This is a genomic window from Alkalihalophilus marmarensis DSM 21297 (genome assembly GCF_000474275.2).
Taxonomy (GTDB): domain Bacteria; phylum Bacillota; class Bacilli; order Bacillales; family Bacillaceae_D; genus Alkalihalophilus; species Alkalihalophilus marmarensis.
On record NZ_ATAE01000056.1, the window covers coordinates 77,112 to 99,002 of the forward strand.

Genomic DNA, 21,891 nt, shown 5'->3' on the forward strand with positions numbered 1-21,891 from the left:
ACGAGGTAGAAAATGAGGGAGGCTTTAGAGTGGGCAAAACAACCTTATACATAGTAAGGCACGGTGAAACCGAATGGAATGTGGAAAAGCGATTGCAAGGTCATCACGATTCTCCTTTAACTCAACTGGGAGAATTACAAGCTGATTGGCTGCACGAAGCTCTCAAAGAGGTTGAGTTTGATGGTATTTACACTAGCTCCAGCCAAAGAGCAGTGAGAACGACAGAAATTATTTCACGTCAACAAAAATCACCGATTGTAAAGGTGGATCAATTAAGAGAAATGTATTTGGGAGAGTGGGAAGGGAAGCGTCAAAGTGATTTACTGAAGAGTGAACCTCACGAGTTTCAATCCTTTTGGCATACCCCTCATCTTTTTCAGCCAACAACGGGAGAATCATTTTTGGAGGTTCAAGACAGAGTAATAGACAAACTGAAGCAAATCCATAGAAATCATTATTCTGACTCACCTCTCTTAATCGTAACTCATACCGTCGTTGTAAAAGTATTAATGGCTTATTTTGAAGGAAGGCCGTTATCAAATATATGGGATCCACCTTACCTGCACCCTGCATGCCTGTGTAAAGTTGAGTTCGATGGTGACAAGTCGACTATCTATCTTCATGGCGACACCTCGCATTATAAGAAGCCATTATAATTATTGAGTGGGGTGAGTTGGTTGAAAAAGGTTGTAGAATATTTGCTTTTAGCAAACTTCTTCATAGTGTATTTTAAACTCTTTGAGAAAGTGTGGGTTTATTTACCTTTCCAATCCTCAGTTGGAGTACTTGCAGGGACTTTGGTAGTTTTTATTATGTCTCTAATCCTTGCCATTTGGACTTTGCGAGGGGTGGCTCATGTCCTTACAAGCTAAGGGCTAGCATTAAGAGCTTGGACAAAAGTATTTTAACTTATGGAAAAAGAATAAAATGATAGGAGCGTCTGATGGATAATCAATATGTTGTAGGCTGGGGTACACTGGCCTTGATTAATGCAGCACTGGCACAAGGGAAAAATCGAACAGGGCTCAACTGGTTTCTGCTCTCCCTTGTATTAGGCCCTGCGGCAACATTTATTTTGTTATTTGTTGAAAAGAGAGAGTATAAACAGGTTCGAGAAAATCAATAAACAAACCATCAAAATAATTTGGACTTATCATTTATACATGATGAGGAAAATGTAATAGGAATTAGTTTGGGTTATGCTTTTGACAGAATGAATTGGGAAACGGAAGAATAGATTAAGAGCTATCTTACTTAAAAATCTGGAGGTGTTCATATGAGTGAGAATAAAGAATCTCCAGAAAGACGAAGGGAAAGATTAAGGCAAGAAGAGTTAAAAAGAAATAGAACAAATTCTATGAGTGATGGCTTCAATCGAGCAAGCAGCGGAAGCATGGTCGATTTGGTTAACAGCTTGGGCTGGAAAGGCACAGGTATCCTTATTATCGTCATCATCCTCCTATTTATAACAGGGTCATTCGTATTTAGCCGTTAATATGTAAAAGCTCCAGGACCTATTCCTGGAGCTTTCTTATTACAACGCCAACTTAATCACTTTCTTATAATAAAGTACTGATAAGATCCCGAAGATCGAGTAGAGTGCTGCATATAATCCCATAACAATAAGCATTGGGGTCCAAAGCTCGGTGCCAAAGAAGAACCAGCCTGATTGGACAGCAAAGTAGCTGTGAACAAGTCCTACAATGAGAGGGATTCCGAAATTAAAGAGCTGTTTTCCGAGTATACCTTTTAGCAGGTCTTTTTCGGTAAAGCCTAGCTTGCGCAGGATCTTGTAATTTGGTTGCTCCTCGTCGCCTTCTTCCACCTGTTTAAAATAAAGAATACAGCCTGAAGTAATTAAGAAGGTAAGACCAAGGAATCCAACAATGAACATGAGAAGGCCCATATTCTGTTTTTGGATACGTTCTTCCGTGTAATGAGAGCTATTGCCAAACTCATCTTTGAATGGCATGCTGTTAAACAATTCATCAGCAACTGCTACAGTCGCTCTATCATCTAATGTGAAGCCAATATAAGTTGAGGATTCAAGTTGAATGTCTGGGTCCAAATCTGCAGCAAGCTGGGTATAGATCGACTCATCCACGATGGCGGTAGTTAACCCGCTCGTAAAATAGAGTGGCAACACGTTTTCTTTTGCTAACCCTAGATATTCTTGTTCAATAGTTGTCGTAAGGCCGTGAAAGGTAAGTGTGCCTGAATCCTGTAAGTTTAACAGCGTTTGCATCGCATCACTAAATCCTGCGAATGTCGTATCACCATCGCTTACATTGGTCTCCCTCACCTGATGATCACTAATGACAGCCATCCTCATTTTATTAGACTCAAATTGAAAGTTCTCCATATCTCTTCCTACAATCTGTTCTACATCAACTTCCACTTGAATGACATCAATTACTTTTTCACTGTAACCAATTCCGCTATCTTGTAACACTTCACCGAACATTTCTGCATTCTCTGTGGTGATAAATGCAAAGTCGTCAGGAGCTGTGCTCTCTGCTGTTCTTTCAGCAGAATAATACGAAATATAGCTTAATGATAGGAGGCCAATCGCTAAGGCAGATACCGTTGTGATAATGGTAAGCAGCATCGCATTTGATTTCATGCGGAACATAATCGACGATAGCGACATGACTTCGTTAATATTTAAGTATCCACCCTTACTTTTTCTAATGAGGTTGGCAATAAACCGGACAGAACCTTTGTAGAGAAAATAAGTCCCGATAATAACGGAAGCCAAAATAAAGATCATCGCAAAAAATAAATAGTTCGTAGAGACGAAGCTTCCATCAAAAAGCCTAGCAGATACGTAATAACCAGTGGCTATCAATGTGATACCTAAAATTCCCATCAAGATTTCAAGGATCGAAATCTTTCTTACTTGGCTTTCGGTTTTACTCTTTACTTGAAAAAGAGACAGGATGCTTTGATGTTTGATATACAGATAGTTCATCAGCATAATGAAAAGGTAGATGCCTCCGAACACGAGCAGTGTTTGAATAAATGCATTTCCTGAAAAGTAAAGAGAGGCAACAGCTTCCACACCCGTTATTTTAAATAAAATCATCGCGACTAATTTTGAAGCGGCAAAACCGATAAAGATCCCGATTACTAAGGACCCGAAATAAAGCATTAAATTTTCAGCACTTAGAATCATGAAGATACGGTTCTTCGTCATCCCAATCAGCTGAAACAACCCAATTTCTTTACTGCGTCTCTTAATAAATAAGTTATTTGCATAGATTAAAAACACAGTTACGATCGCAATAAGAAGCACGGATGCAGTCTGTATGGCTGCTAATCCTCTAAGTGACCCAGATGCCTCGTCCATTGCAGGATCATACTGCAAAGTAACAAAAGCAAAGTATAGAGCCGCACTAAACATCAGGGCAAATACATATAAATAATAGCTTTTCACATTCTTCTTAAAGCTGCGGAGAATTAAATGATTAATGCTCATAGTGCACCCCGCCTAAAACTCCTTGCGTCTTCATAATATCTTTTAAGAAGGTGTTGCGGCTCTCTTCTCCTTTATTTAACTGGGTGTAGATTTGGCCGTCTTTTATAAAAATGACACGGCTGCTGTAGCTCGCTGCCACTGGATCATGTGTCACCATGACAATCGTTGCTTTTCTTTTTTCGTTTAAGCTGCTTAATTTACCTAATAGGTCTGACGCTGCTTTAGAATCAAGAGCACCTGTCGGCTCATCGGCGAAAATAATGCTTGGCTCGTGAATAAACGCGCGCGCAGCAGACGTTCGCTGCTTTTGCCCTCCTGATATCTCATTAGGATATTTATCGGCAATTTCCGCAATACCTAGCTCTGCTGCCACTGTTTCGAATTTCTCGAGTGCAGCTTTTTTGGCAGTATTCGTAATGGAGAGTGGCAGCATGATATTTTCTTTAACTGTTAATGTATCTAACAAATTATAATCTTGAAAGATGAAGCCTAAATGATGCTTTCGAAATTCTGCCAGTGTTTTTTCTTTGCTTTTCGTTAGTTCCTCACCATTAATTATCAGCGAACCGTGGCTTAGGCGGTCAATCGTTGACAAGACATTTAAAAGAGTGGTTTTGCCTGAGCCTGATGCCCCCATAATTGTTAGGAATTCTCCCTTTTCAATGCTAATATCAATTCCTTTTAATACCTCTTGTTTTGTGAATTTATTTCCATAGCTTTTATGAATTTTTCTAGCTTCAAGTATATTCATAACAAAATTCCTCCATCTATTAAGATACCCTAATTGTATAAACTCTTGCACTAAGAGTCCTTTGATTCTCCTAACAAAAAGGCAAAAGCGAGTGACATTTTTGTCACACGCCTTGAATCTGGAGAAATTGATTTTCTTGTGAAAAGGTGAGGGTAAAGGTTGTCCCGCTGCCAACAGTTGATTGAACGGAAATATGGATGCCAAGCGGAGCGGCAGCCTTTTTTGCTAAGTATAAACCCATACCAGTTGCATGCTGATCTTGATGCTGATTAGTAGAGGTAAAACCTTTATCAAAAATTCTTGAAAGATCCCTTGGGTCGATTCCGCGGCCGTTATCTGCTACAGTTAGGGTCGTTTGTCCTTTTTGTACAGAGGATTGGATCATAATTTCTGAGCCTTCTTCGCTGTATTTTACGGCATTTGTTAAGAGCTGGCGTAGAATAAAGGCCAGCCATTTCGCATCAGTGAGTACTTCTGATGAAGCTAATTCAACGTCAAAGCCAATTCCTTTCTTTACACACCACGAACGCAACGTGTGAATCTCGCTGTAAAGCAGCGGCTCAAGATCAACTTTTTCAATAAACAAATCATTTTCAATAAAAGGAATACGCTTTTGATGCAGTTGTTGATCGAGCAAAAAGTGAATTCGCAACCATTCATGCATAAGCTCTGATTTTAATGTTGGATCATTCGTGCGATCAATAATTAATCGCAAAGCAGTTAAAGGTGTTTTCACCTCATGGATCCAAGAAAGCAGCTCATCTTTCTCTTGTTCAAGCAATAATTGATTTATAGAGGCTTCTTTTTCTAATTGTTCAACCGGAGAGGTGATCTGGTCATAAACGAGCGCTTCAAAAGGACTGTTTGGCTGAGGTAGAGTGGTTATATCAGTTGTAGAATCACGAGCATCAAGCTCCTTAAAAAAAGCTGTTTCTCTAAAATACCGAATAATGACAAAGAGGCTTGAAATCACGAGTGAGAGAAACATGTAATAAAGCATTGACTCCAGCGAGAGAGAGGGATCTAGATAAGCCATAAATAAACCAAGCAGCTGCAAAAGTACAATCAAAAAGATCCAGCTGATTCTCTCCTTAATGAATGTCCTGATCATTATCTCACCTCTCTATCGCCATATATCCTTGACTGACTTTTGTCTCAATTCCTGCTCCGAGGCCAATTTCAGCTAACTTTTTACGAAGCCTGTTTACATTCACAGTTAACGTATTATCGCTAATGAAGCGCTGATCGTCCCATAAAAGGTTAATTAACTCCTCTCGGCTGACGATTTTATTCTTGCGCTCAACAAGCAGTTTTAAGATAAATATTTCATTTTTAGTAAGCTCAATCATTCCATGATCATTAGAGATCCGGTTTCTCTCAAGATCAATCGTTGCACCCATCCATGTCTTTAAATCGGGTGCGGCCGTACTATAGTTATAAACACGGCGCAGGATCGCTTGAATTTTTGCAATTAATACTTCAAAATGAAATGGCTTTTGAACAAAATCATCAGCGCCTAAATTCATCGACATCACCATATCAGTAGGGTGATCACGTGAAGATAAAAAGATAATCGGTACATTAGAGTGCTCTCGAATCATTCGGCACCAATGAAATCCGTCATATTTCGGAAGCTGGATATCAATGATCACTAAATCGGGTTGAACCTCTGCAAAGCTCTCCATCACTTTTTGAAAGTCCCGCACCCCATACACTTCATACTCCCAAGCGGTAAGCCGCTCTTTGATCTCTTTAAAAAGAGAAGCATCATCTTCTATTAAAAAAATCTTAAACATTCAAATCACCACACCTTCCTTAAAAGTATAGCAAAATGTGATGAGAAAGGGGAATGATGGAAGTAACCTATGGTAAAATTTTACTTGAGTCATAAAAAGAATGGGGGATACGGAATGGGAATTGATTTTCACAGTAAGGAAAACCAACAAAGCTATACCACAAGAAATGTTCATTCTATATGGAGTGAGACGATACAGAAATTAGTACCTTTCGATCGCATATCGACTGCACTGGATGTTGGGTGCGGTGGGGGCATTTACTCCAAGGCTCTTTCTGATATGGGCGTAGATTCAATCATAGGAGTAGATTTTTCTCACGCCATGCTTGAAGGGGCAAAGGAAAATTGCAAGGGCTACCCGAGAATTTCATTTACACATGGTCATGCTTTTGACACTGGAGTAGAAGGGGAAAGTATCGATTTATTGCTGGAGAGAGCATTGATTCACCATCTCCAAGATCTTGCCTCCTGCTTTAAAGAAGGGCATCGAGTTTTAAAGGAAGAAGGATGTTACATCATCCAAGACCGTACACCAGAAGATTGTTTAGTAGAAGGAAGCGACGAACATATAAGAGGATATTTCTTTAAGCTGTTCCCTAGATTAATTGACAAAGAAACGAGCCGCCGACATACTAGCCAAACAGTCATTCACCATCTAAAAGCGGCTGGCTTTAAAGAAATCGAGGAAAGAAAGCTGTGGGAGATCAGAAAAGTATATAATCATAAAAATCAATTACTACAGGACCTTAAGGAGAGAGTAGGGAGAAGTATTTTACATGAGTTAGATGATAACGAATTACAGCATCTTATTCAGTTTATTGATAGAGCATTGCCATCTGAAGGTCAGATTGTTGAAAAAGATAGATGGACGATATGGAGGGTTGTTAAATAAGAGGAGATGGTAATTTATGGACGAACAGTTGTTAATTCGGGAAATTAGGATAGAGGATGTTGAAAGAGTGTCAGGGCTCTTAAATAAGGTAACCAAAGACTTAATTAAGAGAGGAATTAACCAATGGGAGTACCCCTTTGATAGGGAGCTGCTGTTAGAGCAAGCTAGACATCACCATTCATATGTCGTAACAACCGAAGAAAAAGAAATCATAGGGACCTTTTGTATAAAGGATATTGAACAGATCAATGATTTATCGTTGAAAGGTCTAAATAAATACCTTTACCAATTAGCTATCATACCTGAGTATCAAGGAAAGAATGCAGGGGCTGTTGTATTGAGTTTCGCATATAAGCTGGTTAAGAAGTTGAATACGGCCCTCTATCTAGATTGTTGGGCAGGAAACGAAAAGTTAAAGCAATTTTATCTGAGAAATGGGATGTCTTATATAGGTGACTTTCAAGAAGAAGGCTATTTTATAAGTGTGTTTACCTATAACCATCCCCAAAAGGGTTAACGTGAGAGGAGAAAGCTTGAAAGAATTATTATTACGATCACACTGCGTGTTCCCGACACCAAATATCATCAAAACAGCCAACTACTATGAGCAGAAAATGGGATTTAAAGCTGTACATTATCTGGACGCCAGTGAGCCGCATATTTGTCTGTATCGCGACTCAACAGAGATCATCTTAACGAAAACGAATGGGCAAAAGGTCATTCCGAATCGAACGCTGTATGGTTACGGCTATGATGCCTATTTCATCACAACGAATCAAGAAACGCTGGAAAAAGAGTTCAAGCAATCCGGCGTAAAAATCGTACGGCCCTTGCAACACACGGATTATCAAAATAAAGAGTTTGTGGTAGAGGACATCGATGGACGGTGGTTAGGGTTTGGTGTGAAGGTGGAAGAAAGGGAATAGGCATTAGTTTGTTCGAGAGCTTATTTCTAAATTCAACGTTGAACAATTCTGCCAACGTATAAAAAGAACGATTTTCATCAAGGAAATCGTTCTTCTTCATTTCTACAACCTATTCTATTCTCGACCCGGCATCAGATAATGAGGAAGGATTTATCTTCTTATCTAGAATACGAATCAAACCTATGCTGCTCTTTACTAACCAAAAAGTCATTGTAAGAACAGAGAACGTATACAGGCTGTTCCACCCCTTATGATACTCAACTAAATTTGTATGCTGCTCAAGCCAATCCTCTAACAATGTCATCGGGCCGCTAAAAAGGAAAACGCTCAAAATAGATAAGAGCGGCTTCATTTTATAGGTGAATTGGTTATAGATCACACATGATAACGGGAATAAGATATATAAAAATACAATGTTAGAATCAAATAATTTTGGGAAATAACGATTTGGGTACTTTACATATTTTCTCTTGATAACAGGGCCATCGATTAAGGTAGAAACGAGCGTCTTAATAAAGAAAATAAGAAACCAGTCCTTTGAATCGCCTTTTCTTCTTAATAAAACAAAAATAGTTGTCACTAGACCAAGCAGGGTTAGTATATTTAATATATGTCGATCTTTCATATAAACACCTCCACATTTATATGATGACCGGTTTCATATGTATTATGTGACTTTAGTTTAAATGGAACCATATGTAACCTATTCTCTCTAATGACCGTCTTATTGGTAACATGAAATTAAGGAGATGCTTAGATGAAAATGACTAAAATAATTATTCTTGCTCTAGCTGTCTTATTGATTGGCGGTACAGCTGTTGCAACAACATCATTTATAAATAGTGGATCAAAAGAAGAAGAGCAGGTGGAGCCAGCGTTTATACGTGTAACCGGGATGATTGAAAGCGTAGAAGAACGTGATGGAACCTTATACTATTTGATTAATGAAGGGCAGGATGAAACAAGCTACATCATTGTTTCCTCTGACACTGTGGTATTTGACAATACGGGGGACGTTACAGAGCTTGAGCCAGGTGAAGAGATAACAGCTTACACTTATGCGAATAAGCCAATGCCCCTTATTTATCCGCCGCAGTACAACCCAGAAGTTATTATTGTTGAAACGGACCTAATTGGGAGTGCGGCAGTCGGGACCTTTAATGACGAGTTAGTTGATGAAACGTTGTCGTTGAAATTGAATGTAAGTGAAGAGACGGAGCTATCAAGTCTCACAGGGAAAGATGTGGGGGTTGAAGACCTGGAAGGGCAAGATCTGCTTGTCTTTTACTCATTCACCACAAAGAGTATTCCAGCGCAAACAACTCCGGAAAAAATCATTGTATTAGACGGAGAGGAATCTTAGAAGTAGGCGAGGAGAGTGAGGCAGGCGTCTGGGTGAGCGTTTAATTGTATACTTTAGGACCATTTATGCGCCGGTGTGAGAGGTGATTGCGCTCATCTTCCGTACGATTGCGTTGGTTGCGAGCTGAATTGCGTCAATCTCCTTTAAATGCGCCGCTTCAAACGCTATATGCGTCAGTGTTCAGCACAATTACATTCATTCCCAGAGTAATTGCGTCGCTTCACCCGACGTCACTCTCTTTACCACACAAACAAAAGAAGCTGCTCCCGCATATGGCGGGAGCAGCTTCTAACTTGTTTTAAAGCTTAAATGAACTCTTCAATGAGACAATCAAGTTAAATACTGGGTTGTCTTTTGCTGTTTCTTTTGGATCGACGTTGAAGTAGCCATGTCTGAAGAATTGGAACTTGTCTTGCGGGCTGACTTCTTTCATGTTCGGTTCAACGAAGCCTTTTAACACTTCTAGAGAGTTTGGATTCACTTGGTCTAGGAATGTCTTTTCTGCAGCTGGCTCAGTTGCATCTTCTTCCTGCTCTTCAGGATCTTCATTTAGTAATAGCGGCTCATATAGGCGGAACTCTGCTGGTACAGCTTGAGTTGCTTCGACCCAGTGAAGGGTTCCTTTTACTTTACGGCCGGTGAAGCCTGACCCACTCTTTGTTTCAGGGTCATACGTACAGTGAATTTCAACAACATTACCATCCTCATCTTTAATCACGTCTTCACATTTAATGAAGTACGCATGCTTTAGACGAACCTCGTTGCCTGGGAAGAGGCGGAAGTATTTCTTAGGAGGGTTCTCCATGAAATCTTCTTGCTCGATATAAATTTCTCTTGAGAATGGGATTTGTCTTGTGCCCATTTCAGGATTTTCTGGATTGATTTCCGCCTCAAGCATTTCTACTTGTCCTTCTGGATAGTTCGTAATCACAACTTTTAATGGACGCAGGATTCCCATTGTGCGAGGAGCCTTCATTTTTAAGTCTTCACGTACAAAGTAATCAAGCATTTGTGAGTCGACAGCACCTGATCCTTTTGAGACACCCGTTTCCCGTACAAATGTGCGGATCGCTTCAGGTGTATAACCTCTTCTTCTAAGACCAGAAACCGTCGGCATGCGAGGGTCATCCCATCCGTCTACAAAACCTTCGTCTACAAGCTGCTTTAACTTACGTTTACTCATCACAGCATTCGTAATATTTAAGCGGCCGAATTCAATTTGTTGCGGAACGCTTTCTGTTTCACATTCACGGACAATCCAGTCATACAGCGGGCGTTGATCTTCAAACTCCGTCGTACAGATTGAATGTGTCACATCTTCAATCGCATCTTCAAGCGGGTGAGCAAAAGCATACATTGGGTAAATGCACCACTCGTCGCCTGTGTTATGGTGTGTCGTATGTGAAATACGATAAATTACCGGGTCTCTTAAGTTAATGTTAGGAGAGCTCATATCAATCTTCGCTCGTAACACTTTCTCTCCGTTGCCAAATTCACCTTTACGCATACGCTCAAATAAATCGAGGTTTTCCTCAATAGAGCGGTCACGGTAAGGGCTGTCTTTACCAGGCTCAGTAAGTGTGCCGCGGTATTCACGGATTTCATCTGCTGAGAGATCATCTACATAAGCTTTACCTTTTTTAATAAGAAGCACTGCTTTTTCATACATCTCTTGGAAGTAATTTGAAGCGAAAAAGAGGCCGTCCCAGTCATAGCCAAGCCATTTTACATCTTCTTTGATAGCATGAACATATTCAGAATCCTCTTTAAGAGGGTTCGTGTCATCAAAGCGCAGATTGGTTTTTCCGTTAAATTCATCTGCAAGGTCAAAGTTAATAACGATTGATTTTGCATGTCCGATATGTAAATAGCCGTTAGGTTCTGGTGGGAAACGAGTCGTCACATGGGTGCGTTTGCCGGACTCTAAGTCTTCTTTTATGATGTTTCGAATAAAATTGGAAGAAGTATGTTCCATATTTTTCACGCCTTTTCTTAGATTGAATTGTGTATAGAATGTTTTTCCATTATACATCGTTTAATAGAGAATATTGTATCACAACTCACTGGCGGAACAAATGCCAGGCTTTCTATTTAACAGGGTTTTCACCGTTTTTTTAGTGAAGTAGAGTGGTTTATGGTGCCCTGTTCGAAAATCGATTATGCAATCACTCCATGTAATGTAGCAAACTTGCATTTTGCCCATAGGATAAGGATAGGAGTCTAGAGAGTGAGGGGTATGCGATGTATTATACAAGGGTTTCAAATGGCCAGCCGCAAGTGGTTGCTTATGCACAAGGGGATGTGACCGGAGACGGGGTGCTAGATCAAGTTTACTTAACAGGAATACAAACACCAGATAGTCCTTTTGTACAAAACATCACCTTAGTTGTGCAAGAAGGGAATACAGGCTACATCTCCAGTGTCGCGCTTAGTGACAATACGGGTTACGATCCGACCTTGTTTTTAGGGGATTTTAGCGGTAATGGTGTAGATGATATTATGATAAGCATTAACACAGGCGGCAGCGGGGCCATTATGTATCATTATATTTATTCATACTTAGATAACATGGCTCAGCTGATGTTTGACTTTAATGTTTATAATGATGAGTATCAGTATGAAGTCACATATCAAGATTATTATAAAGTAGAAGTAATCAGTCAAAAGAACAATTTGAAATACATGATTGATATCTCGACTAGGGACAGCGAGTATTTAGATGAAATTTATGATCAGAATGGTCAGCTGATTAGTCCGATAAGCGGCTTTGTGAACCCATTGAGCGGGCTGTACCCTGTTGATTTCGATTCAAATGGTGTGTATGAGCTGCTCGCTTATCAAAAGATTGCCGGAAGATATAATGCAGATGGTCTTGGCTATGTGTTAAATACGTTAGGCTGGCAAGGGAATGGCTTTGAGCTTCAAAATCAAAATGTAGCCATTTGGGGTACGGACAATATTAAGTAAAGGGCAGAATGTCTGTCCTTTTTTGTGCGTTCAAAAGAGGTATATAGAGTTTTTTAACGTGTTTCGTTAAAAAACTTAGGGTATAGTAAGGTAAAAGAAGAGACATTCTGACTAACTAAACCTTCAAATAAAGGAGTTCTTTATGCCACAACAAAATGAGAATTCAAAACGAGAATGGGATTTAGAGAATAGTTATGCGAAACTGCCAGATATGTTTTATAAAGAGATAGAACCGAATCCTGTCAGGGACCCTAAGCTGGTTGTATTGAATGAAGAAGTCATACAGATGCTTGGCTTAGATAAAAGCGAGCTTCAAAGTGATACTGGAATAAATATATTAGCTGGCAACAGCGTTCCAAAGGGGGCGCATCCTATTGCCCAAGCGTATGCGGGGCACCAATTTGGACATTTTACAATGCTTGGAGATGGACGTGCGTTGTTGTTTGGAGAGCAAAAGACACCAACTGGGCAGACATATGATATTCAGCTTAAAGGCTCAGGGAGAACGCCATTTTCCCGTGGCGGAGATGGTCGTGCTGCTCTTGGTCCGATGCTGAGAGAATATATCATAAGTGAAGCTATGCATGGTTTGAACATCGCTACAACGAGAAGCCTCGCTGTAGTGACGACAGGGGAGCCGGTGTACCGTGAGAGAGAAGAGATCGGGGCCATTATGACGCGTGTCGCCTCTAGTCATATTCGGGTTGGAACGTTTGAATATGCTCTCCGCTTTGGCGGTGTTGAGGGAGTGGAGAAGCTTGCTGATTATACAATAGACCGGCATTATCCTGATGCTAGGAACGATGCTAATCCATATTTCTCCCTGTTGAATCGAGTCATTAATCGTCAAGCTGAGCTGGTTTCCAAATGGCAGATGGCAGGCTTTATCCACGGGGTTATGAACACAGATAATATGTCTATTTGCGGAGAAACCATTGACTATGGTCCTTGTGCGTTTATGGATACGTATGATCCTAAAACGGTATTCAGTTCGATTGATATACAAGGCCGCTATGCGTATGGAAATCAGCCGTATATTGCAGGATGGAATTTAGCCCGTTTTGCCGAAGCTCTAGTACCTTTACTAGATGATGATCAAGAGCGTGCAGTCGAAAAGGCACAGGATGCGATCTCTGGATTTAGCCCTTTATATAAGAAGTACTGGCTTAAAGGAATGAGATCAAAGCTTGGACTCTTTAATGACGAACAAGAGGATGAAGCGCTGATTGAGAGTCTTTTGGGCATGATGCAGAAATCTGGTGCTGACTTTACGAATACATTTAGAGCATTGACATTAAATGAGCTCGGGAAAAGCGAGTTGAGTAAAGCTGCTGAATTTACTCAGTGGCAAGAGCAGTGGATGGCAAGAAGAGAAAGACAGGATGAATCTAAAGAAGCATCCGTCAAACTGATGAAAGAAGTCAATCCAGCGGTCATTCCTCGTAATCACCGGGTAGAAGAAGCTCTACATGCAGCTGAAAATGGAGATTACAAAGTAATGGAGAAGCTTTTGCATGCCTTAAAAGATCCTTATGCGTACTTAGTTGAACAGGAAGAATACTGTTCATTGGCGCCTCAATCAGGTCAGCCATATCAAACGTTTTGCGGAACGTAATGTATATAACAAGAAAAAGACGCCTTTATAAATAAAGGCGTCTTTTGTGCGTATTGCGGCGAGAGACAGCACTCCACATAGTGCCTTGCCTAGAAGGCGCGTCAATCTCGTCTTATGCAAATTAGCTCATCGCTAGAACAGTATATCATCAATCGGACTGATAATGGAAGGTAAATATTTTCCTCTGCAGAGCTATTTTTGTCATTGTACATCCTCTTCTCCTCATAATCTGAAAAAGTGTAAATAATCGGAGGAGGGTGGATCAGGTGGTTTATTATAATCATCCGAATTGGCAAGGAAATTTGTATAGAAATAACCCGTTTAATGGCTATCAGTGGCAGGGGACAGAGTATCCATTTTTTTCTCAGCAGTCATACAATCCGTACCTAATGCAGCCATTTCAAAGTCAAGGTTATTCTTATCAGCCGTATCAATGGGGCCAACAGCAATATGATCCCTACACATCTTATCAGTGGGACGCGAGCCAATCGTACTGGCCCGAACAGCAGTACAATCCATTTGCCCTTGGGCAGCAGAACCCAGCTATATTTAATGGCGAGTATGAAAGCAATACCTATGATTGGCGTCAAGGATGGAGCGGCTGGGAGGATCTTGGCGCGCCAGGACGAGGCTTCATAGGGTCGCCTGCTTCAGCTTCTTGGCAGGCAAACAGAATTGATTCGTTCGTGCGCAGCAGAAACAATCAAATGTGGCATAAGTGGTGGGACGGCGCTGAATGGAGCAGATGGGAAGATCTTGGTTCGCCGCAAGGAGGATTAAGAAGCTCGCCAGCTGCTGTCTCATGGGGACCGAATCGTATTGATACGTTTGTGCGAGCTGGAAGAAACACCATGTGGCATAAGTGGTGGGACGGTGCAGGGTGGAGCAGGTGGGAAGATCTTGGTGCTCCAAGACCAGGGTTTGTTGGGAAGCCGGGTGTAGCTTCGTGGCAGTCAAATCGTCTCGATTGTTTTGTACAAGGAAGAGATAATAATTTATGGCATAAATGGTGGGACGGCTCAAGGTGGAGCGGCTGGGAAAACCTCGGCGCACCGCGAGGCGGATTGAATGGATCTCCGTCAGCTGTCTCATGGGGAGCAAACAGGATCGACTGCTTTGTCAGGGGGCGTAATAATCAGATGTGGCATAAATGGTGGGACGGCCGCAGGTGGAATGAGTGGGAGAATCTTGGCTCGCCGCAAGGAGGGTTTGAAGGCTCTGTCGGAGTGTCATCTTGGGCACAAAATCGAATCGACTGCTTTGTCAGGGGACGTAACAATCGGATGTGGCATAAATGGTGGGACGGCCGCAGGTGGAATGAGTGGGAGAATCTTGGCTCACCGCAAGGAGGGATCCGATCCTCGCCAAGTGCTGTGTCATGGGGCTTAAATCGAATCGACTGCTTTGCAAGAGGCAGAAATGATGGCATGTGGCATAAGTGGTTTACGTAATAAATACACTTTTTTTCAAGACAGATATGACACTTGTCATATCTTTTTTTTGACGTTCATGACTTCTCCTAAAAATGGTCATCTTATATGATGAAAGTATTCAATTCCCAAGTACGTGAATAAATACCGTTTTTCAAGGGGGAAGTTATGGCTCAGCAAAATTTATCAACACTCAAAAAAAGTATTGCACCATTTGAAAAGTCCGATACGAAATCAAGTGTAAGACAATTATTGAACACGGTTCCACCTTTCTTTCTATTGTGGTTTTTAGCCTATCAAAGCCTTTCTGTATCGGTTTGGTTGACCTTTGCCTTTGCTGTTGTCGCAGCAGGGTTTGTTGTGCGCATCTTTATTATTTTTCATGATTGTTGCCACGGATCATTTTTTAAAAACAAAAAGTTAAATAACATAGTTGGTACGATTACGGGGATTATTACGATGTTTCCATATGAAAAATGGAAGCGCGAGCATTCAATCCACCACGCAACAAGCAGTAACTTAGATAAGCGCGGCACAGGTGATGTATGGATTATGACGGTTGATGAATATGTCTCAGCCTCGTTTAGGGAGAGACTTCAATACAGACTTTACCGCAACCCGCTTGTGATGTTTGGTCTGGGACCGCTTTATCTGTTCCTAATAACGAATCGAATGAACCGCAAGGACGCTAGAAAAAAAGAAAGAATCAATACACATGTGACGAATATTTCAGTTGTTGCTATTTATTCGCTCATCATTTGGTTAATTGGCTGGCAGGCATTTTTGCTTGTGCAGGCACCGATTTTATTCGTGTCAGGCTCATTAGGCATTTGGTTATTTTATGTCCAGCATCAATTTGAAGATTCCTACTTTGAAGATGAAGGTGACTGGGATTATGTGAAGGCAGCAATTGACGGCAGCTCGTATTATAAGCTTCCAAGAGTACTGCAGTGGGTAACCGGGAATATCGGGTATCACCATGTCCATCACTTAAGCCCAAGAGTACCGAATTACAACTTAGAAAAAGTACATGAGTCAACACCGCCATTGCAGCAGGCAACGACGATTACAGTAGGCTCAAGTTTGCAGTCCATTCGTTTTCGTTTATATGACCAGCAAAGAAAAACATTTGTAAGCTTCAAGGAAGTGGCTCACCTTTTATCAAAGCCTCGTGGCAATGTTGAGCTTAAGAAAGACTCGACAAAGCTTTCACGTGCAAAATAATTTCCACAACCATTCAATTTGACGATTGGATGGTTTTTCTTCATATTTTACTGGAAACATTTTGTTGACCGAAGGCAATGGCAAGCTGAATATTGTATGATAGAGAAAAAAAGAGAGGAGCTCTATTTTGCAAAATTGGTATAATATTTTCCCGAAAAATACGGGACTTAGTGTGTATGTATGGATTATTTTTTGTCTCCTGCCCTTTTACTTTATTTTTAGATCTTCATCTCTTTGGGAAATCATCTTTGGAATTTTAATGATCGTTCTATTTTTTGTATCATATCGTCTATCCTTTATCACTAAGGGAGGGCTTGTCTACCTGTGGGTCAGTGTAGAAATGGCCATAAGTATTGGGATGACGTTGTTTTACGGCTATGTGTATTTTGCTATTTTCTTAGCTTTTTTTATCGGGAACATTCAAAGCAAGGGCGGTTTTATTACTCTTTATGTCGTTCATTTAGTCACGACGATTATTGCTGTCATCTTGAGCTTCTTTACTCAGCAAGAATTATTTCTCGCTCAGTTTCCGTTTATCATCATTTCTGTCATAGGTGTCATTTTACTGCCGTTTAATACGTATAACCGTAATAAGCGTGAGAAGCTAGAAGGACAGTTAGAAGATGCGAATAAACGAATCTCTCAATTAATTGTGATGGAAGAACGCCAGAGGATTGCAAGGGATCTTCATGATACGCTTGGCCAGAAACTGTCATTAATCGGCTTAAAAAGTGATTTGGCTCGGAAGTTAATTGATATAAACCCAGAATCTGCTAAAGTAGAAATAAGTGATATTAATCAAACCGCAAGAACGGCTTTAAAAGAAGTCCGTGAGATGGTCTCCGATATGCGCGGGACTAAATTAGAAGATGAAATTGTTCATTTGCAGCAGATCTTAAAGGCTGCAGAAATGGAATTCATTTTTGAAGGAAACGCGAAGCTTTCAAACACGCCCTTACTAGTAGAAAATGTGGTAACCATGTGCTTGAAAGAAGCCGTCACGAATGTGATTAAACATAGTGAAGCGACATCTTGTAAAGTTGTTATTAAAGAACTTCCGGAAGAGCTGCAAATTACTGTACAAGATAATGGGATTGGCATCAATGATAAGGAAGAATCTAATGATGGTACTGGACTATTAGGTATAAGAGAACGGCTTGAATTCGTCAATGGAAGCCTTGAGATCACTGCAGTGGACGGGACGACTCTTGATATTCGCGTGCCAAATGTCATTAAACAATCGATTAGGGGGGATTGACTTGATTCGTATTGTAATCGCCGAAGATCAGCGGATGCTGCTTGGAGCGCTTAGTTCGCTCTTGGACTTAGAAGAGGACATGGAAGTCGTGGGAAAAGCGAGAAACGGAGAAGAGGCGCTCGCTTTAGTACAAGAGCATAATCCTGATATTTGTATTATGGATATTGAAATGCCGGTAAAAAGCGGACTAGATGTCGCAGAAGAACTTGTCAATCACCCTTGTAATATCATTATTTTAACGACATTCGCCCGCGCTGGTTATTTTGAACGTGCTCGTAATGCAGAAGTCAGCGGCTATCTTCTTAAGGACAGTCCGAGTGAAGAGTTAGCTAGTTCCATTCGTATTATTATGGATGGCAGACGTATTTATGCCCCTGAATTAATCGACCTTGCGTATGACAACAAAAACCCGCTAACAAACCGTGAGAAGCAGGTAATGGAGCTGATCGCTGAAGGGAAAAGCACAAATGAGATTGCCAGTGAGCTTTATTTGACGAATGGAACGGTGCGTAATTATATTTCTGTTATATTAGATAAGCTTGATGTCGGAAATCGAATTGAAGCTATCTCTAGGTTTAAAGAGAAGGGCTGGTTTAAATAGCAGGATGCTTGTTGCAGAATAGTGTTCTATGCTGGGTAGAGATGTGGCGAGTTGCAATTGTCTGTTTTTGAGCTGTTTATGCGGTAGTTAAAGAAGGTATTGCGCGCATTCATCTGGTAAATGCGTCGGTTGAAGAGGCAATTGCGTCGATCTGCTTTTATTGCGCCTATTCAAATGTTAATTGCGTCGATGTTTAGCACAATTATATTCATTCAGGTTTAAATTGCATCACTTCTAAAAACAACTACCAAAAGCTATCCTATTACTAAAATAGGGTAGCTTATTTGTCTGCTAAAAGAAAGTAAGACTGCCTCCCTTCAATAGAGCATATAGTTTTATAAAGGTCTATTTTATAAGATTCTATTTTTGAAAATCGACTTTTTGAAAATCGACTTTTTAAAAATCGACTTTAAAAAGATCAACTTTCAAATAGAGAACAGGCAGGGGGCGATGACATGAGCAACAAGAAGAAGAAACCGAATATTCTTATCTTGATGGTGGACCAGCAGCGGTATCCTGCAGTGTATGAAACAAACGAAGTAAAGAAGTGGTGTAAAGAGAATTTATGCGCTCAGCAGATGCTTAAGAAAAATGGGATGGTATTTACTAATCATTATGCGGCAAGCACCGCCTGTTCTCCAAGCCGGACCACTTTATATACAGGACAATATCCTTCCCTTCATGGAGTCACCCAAACGACAGGAGTGGCTAAAGGAGTTTTTGATCCAGATGTTTTTTGGCTTGATGCGAATACCGTACCGACAATGGGTCATTATTTTCGCACTGCGGGCTACGAAACATTTTGGAAGGGAAAATGGCATGCGTCAGATGAAGATATTTTCATCCCTGGAACCCATGATGCGTACTCAAGCTATAACCTAGACACAGGCGTCCCTGAAAAAGACAAGGTAAAAATGTATAAACAAGCAAACAGGCTGGATGCGTTTGGCTTCTCTGGCTGGATTGGGCCTGAGCCTCATGGAACGGACCCGCGGAATTCGGCTTCTTCTGCCGCAACTGGTATGAGCGGCCGGGACCAAGTGTATGCAGAAGATACAGTAAAGCTGCTCGAAGCATTAGATAAGAAGAGTCAGAAAGAAGAGGAGCACAAGCCGTGGTTTGTGATGTGTTCCCTTGTTAATCCTCACGATATTGCCTTATACGGCGTGCTCACTGCTGTACAGCCGAATTATCATTTTGAGGTAGACCAGACCTTGCCATTTATTCCGCCTGCTCCTACTGTAGAAGAATCCTTATCGACAAAACCGCGTGCGCAGGAGAGCTATCGTTATACGTATCCGAGAGCGCTTCAGCCGATTATAGATAATAATTTTTACAGACAGCTCTATTACAGCTTGCAAAAGAAAGCAGATCAAGAAATGGAAAAGGTCCTTAAAGTGCTGCAGCAATCTAGTTTTTGTGAAGATACGATTGTGCTGTTCACTTCAGATCATGGAGAGCTGTTAGGGGCACATGGCGGGTTGCATCAAAAGTGGTATAACATGTACGAAGAATCGATCCACGTGCCGCTCATCATCCATAATCCGCAGCTTTTTAACACTCCTCTTGAGACTGATATGCTGACGAGTCATGTGGATGTGCTGCCTACATTACTCGGTTTAGCAGGGGTAAAGGTAGAAAAAGTGCAAGCTAAGCTTTCAAAGAATCATACGGAAGTGCGTCCATTGGTTGGTAGAGATTTAAGCAAGTTAATCAAAGGCTCTGATGAGTTTCATGAGGCGGATGAGCCGATCTATTTTATGACAGATGATGATGTGACAAAAGGGCTGAACCAAACAACTGCTAGAGGAGAACCTTATCAATCTGTTCTGCAGCCGAACCATATTGAAGCAGTGATCGCAATACTTCCTAGCGGCAAAGGGAGTAAGAAAGAAGTTTGGAAATATGCTAGATACTTTGACATCCCTCGAGCAGATGGCGACCAAGAAAGAAAACATGTCCCTGATGAATTTGAATTGTACAATCTTACGCAAGACCCGCTGGAAGAAAGAAATTTAGCGAATCCTCAATACGCTACCGAGCTTACAGGACGTATTCAAAAAGTACTGAGTGCGATCCTGGCTGAGCAATCGAAGCAGAAAAGACTTGTGCCAAAAAAGAGTGAATAAGCAGGTTACAACAGCCCTTTATCATCCTAGATAAAGGGCTGTTACGTGTGCACTGAAAAGTTGTTTGTTTAATAATGAGGTATATGGAAATAAATACATAGAGAGTGTAATGATAGAATAATTGATAGTTAAAAAGGAGGCACCTATGGAGACACCAAATACTAGAAACAATATTGGTGAGAATAATTATTCTCGGCGTAATCTCTGGTCTGGGATTTTATTTGGAATTGGACTCATTGCTTTTGTGGATGAGATGGTCTTTCATCAGCTTTTACGCTGGCATCATTTCTATGATTTATCAACAACAGATATCGGTTTGATCTCTGACGGGTTATTCCATGCGTTTAGTTGGTTTGCTACAATTGGCGGATTGTTTTTATTTGCTGATCTCAGACGGCGTTATGCTGTAAATAGTAAGCGGTGGTGGGGCGGTGTGTTTCTTGGTGCCGGAGCGTTTCAGCTGTATGACGGAATTGTTCAGCATAAAATAATGCGGATTCACCAAATTCGCTATGTAGAAAATGTCATTGTATATGACTTGGTTTGGAATATAGGGGCGATAATCATGATTATTATTGGACTTATTTTAGTAAAACGTTCTAGTCATATAAGCCAGGAAAAGGGGGAGTAAGGGATGGAAGGACATCATCACCATCATCAACACGCAATGGACGAGACCACGTTTGTGATGGCTGAGTGGATTTTAGCCACTCCCTTTATCATTTTGTTGGCAGCCTATTTAACTGCTGTCATCATTTCAAATCGCACGCATAAAAAATGGCCCGTTTATCGAGTTGTATTATGGATTGCGGGTACGGTTTTAGCAACAGTTTCTGTCTTAGGACCACTAGCTCAACTTGCACATGGGGATTTTGTTTGGCATATGGCTGGCCACTTATTCTTAGGTATGCTAGCCCCGCTATTCATGGTTCTTGCGGCTCCGATGACTCTGTTTTTACGGACTCTCCCTACACATGCTGCTAGAAAAGTAACAACCATTTTAAAATCAAAATTAGCTGCGTTTTATACTGACCCTATTGTCGCTTCTATATTAAATATAGGAGGACTTTGGATTCTCTACACCACAGAGCTTTATACGCTTATGCATGAGTATGTCATTCTTCATATTTTGATTCATTTCCATGTCTTTTTAGCAGGATATTTATTTACCCTCTCTATGATTTATATTGACCCAATGCCGCATATAAGAAGCTACCTATACCGTGCTGTTGTCCTAGTCCTAGCATTAGCAGGACATGGCATTCTATCAAAATATATTTATGCCAATCCTCCAGAAGGTGTTCTAAGAGCGCAAGCGGAAGCTGGGGGAATGTTGATGTATTACGGCGGGGATGCTGTAGATGTGATCATTATTTTTATCCTGTGCCTGCATTGGTATAGAGCGACTAAGCCTAAATTCCAGCAGATGAGGAGGCAGGCTGCGACTGAAAGTATGTAAATT

General features: G+C 40.9%; 22 protein-coding genes. 16 read left to right on the plus strand and 6 right to left on the minus strand.

Annotated elements, in window-relative coordinates:
- Window positions 1-29 precede the first annotated feature (29 nt).
- The 3 genes from A33I_RS18025 to A33I_RS18040 all read left to right on the plus strand — a co-directional run bounded on the left by A33I_RS18025 (window position 30) and on the right by A33I_RS18040 (window position 1,495).
- Window positions 30-656, plus strand: a complete 627-nt coding sequence (locus tag A33I_RS18025; protein ID WP_022629715.1) for a histidine phosphatase family protein — start codon at window positions 30-32, stop codon at window positions 654-656.
- 287 nt (window positions 657-943) lie between these two features.
- Window positions 944-1,126 carry a hypothetical protein gene (locus tag A33I_RS18035; protein WP_022629717.1) on the plus strand — a complete coding sequence of 61 codons (183 nt, stop codon included), beginning with the start codon at window positions 944-946 and terminating at the stop codon, window positions 1,124-1,126.
- A gap of 150 nt (window positions 1,127-1,276) precedes the next feature.
- Window positions 1,277-1,495 (plus strand): DUF6366 family protein, encoded by a 219-nt coding sequence (locus A33I_RS18040; RefSeq protein ID WP_022629718.1) that lies wholly within the window; start codon window positions 1,277-1,279, stop codon window positions 1,493-1,495.
- 39 nt (window positions 1,496-1,534) lie between these two features.
- Here A33I_RS18040 and A33I_RS18045 read toward each other — a convergent pair whose 3' ends face one another.
- The 4 genes from A33I_RS18045 to A33I_RS18060 all read right to left on the minus strand — a co-directional run bounded on the left by A33I_RS18045 (window position 1,535) and on the right by A33I_RS18060 (window position 6,025).
- Window positions 1,535-3,478, minus strand: coding sequence for an FtsX-like permease family protein (locus A33I_RS18045; RefSeq protein ID WP_022629719.1), 1,944 nt, complete (start codon window positions 3,476-3,478; stop codon window positions 1,535-1,537).
- Window positions 3,468-4,229, minus strand: a complete 762-nt coding sequence (locus A33I_RS18050) for an ABC transporter ATP-binding protein (protein WP_022629720.1) — start codon at window positions 4,227-4,229, stop codon at window positions 3,468-3,470. The genes A33I_RS18045 and A33I_RS18050 overlap by 11 nt, the downstream gene beginning before the upstream one ends.
- A gap of 103 nt (window positions 4,230-4,332) precedes the next feature.
- A complete protein-coding gene (locus tag A33I_RS18055; protein ID WP_022629721.1) occupies window positions 4,333-5,340 on the minus strand; it encodes a sensor histidine kinase in 1,008 nt (335 codons plus the stop codon).
- A gap of 4 nt (window positions 5,341-5,344) precedes the next feature.
- Window positions 5,345-6,025, minus strand: coding sequence for a response regulator transcription factor (locus tag A33I_RS18060; protein ID WP_022629722.1), 681 nt, complete (start codon window positions 6,023-6,025; stop codon window positions 5,345-5,347).
- 114 nt (window positions 6,026-6,139) lie between these two features.
- Here A33I_RS18060 and A33I_RS18065 point away from each other — a divergent pair, with 114 nt between their 5' ends.
- From A33I_RS18065 to A33I_RS18075, 3 genes are read left to right on the plus strand one after another with little or no spacing between them, the layout of a single operon-like run.
- Window positions 6,140-6,916, plus strand: coding sequence for a class I SAM-dependent methyltransferase (locus A33I_RS18065; RefSeq protein WP_022629723.1), 777 nt, complete (start codon window positions 6,140-6,142; stop codon window positions 6,914-6,916).
- Window positions 6,917-6,932: 16 nt separating this feature from the next.
- On the plus strand, window positions 6,933-7,433 hold the full coding sequence (locus A33I_RS18070) for a GNAT family N-acetyltransferase (RefSeq protein ID WP_022629724.1): 501 nt from the start codon (window positions 6,933-6,935) through the stop codon (window positions 7,431-7,433).
- 16 nt (window positions 7,434-7,449) lie between these two features.
- Complete coding sequence (locus A33I_RS18075) at window positions 7,450-7,842, plus strand: VOC family protein (protein ID WP_022629725.1); 393 nt, start codon at window positions 7,450-7,452, stop codon at window positions 7,840-7,842.
- A gap of 109 nt (window positions 7,843-7,951) precedes the next feature.
- Here A33I_RS18075 and A33I_RS18080 read toward each other — a convergent pair whose 3' ends face one another.
- A complete protein-coding gene (locus A33I_RS18080) occupies window positions 7,952-8,467 on the minus strand; it encodes a CBO0543 family protein (protein ID WP_022629726.1) in 516 nt (171 codons plus the stop codon).
- A gap of 132 nt (window positions 8,468-8,599) precedes the next feature.
- Between A33I_RS18080 and A33I_RS18085 the strand changes: the two genes are divergently transcribed.
- A complete protein-coding gene (locus tag A33I_RS18085) occupies window positions 8,600-9,205 on the plus strand; it encodes a hypothetical protein (RefSeq protein WP_022629727.1) in 606 nt (201 codons plus the stop codon).
- 298 nt (window positions 9,206-9,503) lie between these two features.
- On the opposite strand, the gene A33I_RS18090 is transcribed toward A33I_RS18085, so the two are convergent.
- Window positions 9,504-11,180: a glutamine--tRNA ligase/YqeY domain fusion protein gene (locus A33I_RS18090; protein WP_022629728.1), complete on the minus strand. Its 1,677-nt coding sequence runs from the start codon at window positions 11,178-11,180 to the stop codon at window positions 9,504-9,506.
- A gap of 266 nt (window positions 11,181-11,446) precedes the next feature.
- Here A33I_RS18090 and A33I_RS18095 point away from each other — a divergent pair, with 266 nt between their 5' ends.
- The 9 genes from A33I_RS18095 to A33I_RS18135 all read left to right on the plus strand — a co-directional run bounded on the left by A33I_RS18095 (window position 11,447) and on the right by A33I_RS18135 (window position 21,888).
- Entirely contained in the window at window positions 11,447-12,172 is a 726-nt protein-coding gene (locus A33I_RS18095; protein ID WP_022629729.1) for a hypothetical protein, read from the plus strand.
- A 142-nt stretch (window positions 12,173-12,314) separates the two neighbouring features.
- Window positions 12,315-13,787, plus strand: a complete 1,473-nt coding sequence (locus A33I_RS18100) for a protein adenylyltransferase SelO (RefSeq protein WP_022629730.1) — start codon at window positions 12,315-12,317, stop codon at window positions 13,785-13,787.
- 266 nt (window positions 13,788-14,053) lie between these two features.
- Window positions 14,054-15,238 (plus strand): PLL family lectin, encoded by a 1,185-nt coding sequence (locus tag A33I_RS18105; protein WP_022629731.1) that lies wholly within the window; start codon window positions 14,054-14,056, stop codon window positions 15,236-15,238.
- Window positions 15,239-15,385: 147 nt separating this feature from the next.
- Window positions 15,386-16,441, plus strand: coding sequence for a Delta(5) desaturase DesA (gene desA / locus A33I_RS18110; protein ID WP_022629732.1), 1,056 nt, complete (start codon window positions 15,386-15,388; stop codon window positions 16,439-16,441).
- 127 nt (window positions 16,442-16,568) lie between these two features.
- Window positions 16,569-17,699, plus strand: a complete 1,131-nt coding sequence (locus tag A33I_RS18115) for a sensor histidine kinase (protein ID WP_022629733.1) — start codon at window positions 16,569-16,571, stop codon at window positions 17,697-17,699.
- 1 nt (window position 17,700) lies between these two features.
- A complete protein-coding gene (locus A33I_RS18120; protein ID WP_022629734.1) occupies window positions 17,701-18,300 on the plus strand; it encodes a response regulator transcription factor in 600 nt (199 codons plus the stop codon).
- Window positions 18,301-18,755: 455 nt separating this feature from the next.
- Window positions 18,756-20,429 (plus strand): sulfatase family protein, encoded by a 1,674-nt coding sequence (locus A33I_RS18125; RefSeq protein WP_022629735.1) that lies wholly within the window; start codon window positions 18,756-18,758, stop codon window positions 20,427-20,429.
- Window positions 20,430-20,574: 145 nt separating this feature from the next.
- Window positions 20,575-21,060, plus strand: a complete 486-nt coding sequence (locus A33I_RS18130; protein ID WP_022629736.1) for a DUF2243 domain-containing protein — start codon at window positions 20,575-20,577, stop codon at window positions 21,058-21,060.
- A 3-nt stretch (window positions 21,061-21,063) separates the two neighbouring features.
- Window positions 21,064-21,888, plus strand: a complete 825-nt coding sequence (locus A33I_RS18135; RefSeq protein WP_022629737.1) for a cytochrome c oxidase assembly protein — start codon at window positions 21,064-21,066, stop codon at window positions 21,886-21,888.
- The last annotated feature ends 3 nt before the right edge of the window (window positions 21,889-21,891 follow it).

Bases quoted from the DNA above. Each gene is read 5' to 3' on its own strand.
- A33I_RS18035 (WP_022629717.1), top strand. From the start codon at position 944: ATGGATAATCAATATGTTGTAGGCTGGGGTACACTGGCCTTGATTAAT.
- A33I_RS18040 (WP_022629718.1), top strand. From the start codon at position 1,277: ATGAGTGAGAATAAAGAATCTCCAGAAAGACGAAGGGAAAGATTAAGG.
- A33I_RS18045 (WP_022629719.1), bottom strand. From the start codon at position 3,478: ATGAGCATTAATCATTTAATTCTCCGCAGCTTTAAGAAGAATGTGAAA.
- A33I_RS18050 (WP_022629720.1), bottom strand. From the start codon at position 4,229: ATGAATATACTTGAAGCTAGAAAAATTCATAAAAGCTATGGAAATAAA.
- A33I_RS18055 (WP_022629721.1), bottom strand. From the start codon at position 5,340: ATGATCAGGACATTCATTAAGGAGAGAATCAGCTGGATCTTTTTGATT.
- A33I_RS18060 (WP_022629722.1), bottom strand. From the start codon at position 6,025: ATGTTTAAGATTTTTTTAATAGAAGATGATGCTTCTCTTTTTAAAGAG.
- A33I_RS18065 (WP_022629723.1), top strand. From the start codon at position 6,140: ATGGGAATTGATTTTCACAGTAAGGAAAACCAACAAAGCTATACCACA.
- A33I_RS18070 (WP_022629724.1), top strand. From the start codon at position 6,933: ATGGACGAACAGTTGTTAATTCGGGAAATTAGGATAGAGGATGTTGAA.
- A33I_RS18080 (WP_022629726.1), bottom strand. From the start codon at position 8,467: ATGAAAGATCGACATATATTAAATATACTAACCCTGCTTGGTCTAGTG.
- A33I_RS18085 (WP_022629727.1), top strand. From the start codon at position 8,600: ATGAAAATGACTAAAATAATTATTCTTGCTCTAGCTGTCTTATTGATT.
- A33I_RS18090 (WP_022629728.1), bottom strand. From the start codon at position 11,180: ATGGAACATACTTCTTCCAATTTTATTCGAAACATCATAAAAGAAGAC.
- A33I_RS18095 (WP_022629729.1), top strand. From the start codon at position 11,447: ATGTATTATACAAGGGTTTCAAATGGCCAGCCGCAAGTGGTTGCTTAT.
- A33I_RS18100 (WP_022629730.1), top strand. From the start codon at position 12,315: ATGCCACAACAAAATGAGAATTCAAAACGAGAATGGGATTTAGAGAAT.
- desA (WP_022629732.1), top strand. From the start codon at position 15,386: ATGGCTCAGCAAAATTTATCAACACTCAAAAAAAGTATTGCACCATTT.
- A33I_RS18125 (WP_022629735.1), top strand. From the start codon at position 18,756: ATGAGCAACAAGAAGAAGAAACCGAATATTCTTATCTTGATGGTGGAC.
- A33I_RS18130 (WP_022629736.1), top strand. From the start codon at position 20,575: ATGGAGACACCAAATACTAGAAACAATATTGGTGAGAATAATTATTCT.
- A33I_RS18135 (WP_022629737.1), top strand. From the start codon at position 21,064: ATGGAAGGACATCATCACCATCATCAACACGCAATGGACGAGACCACG.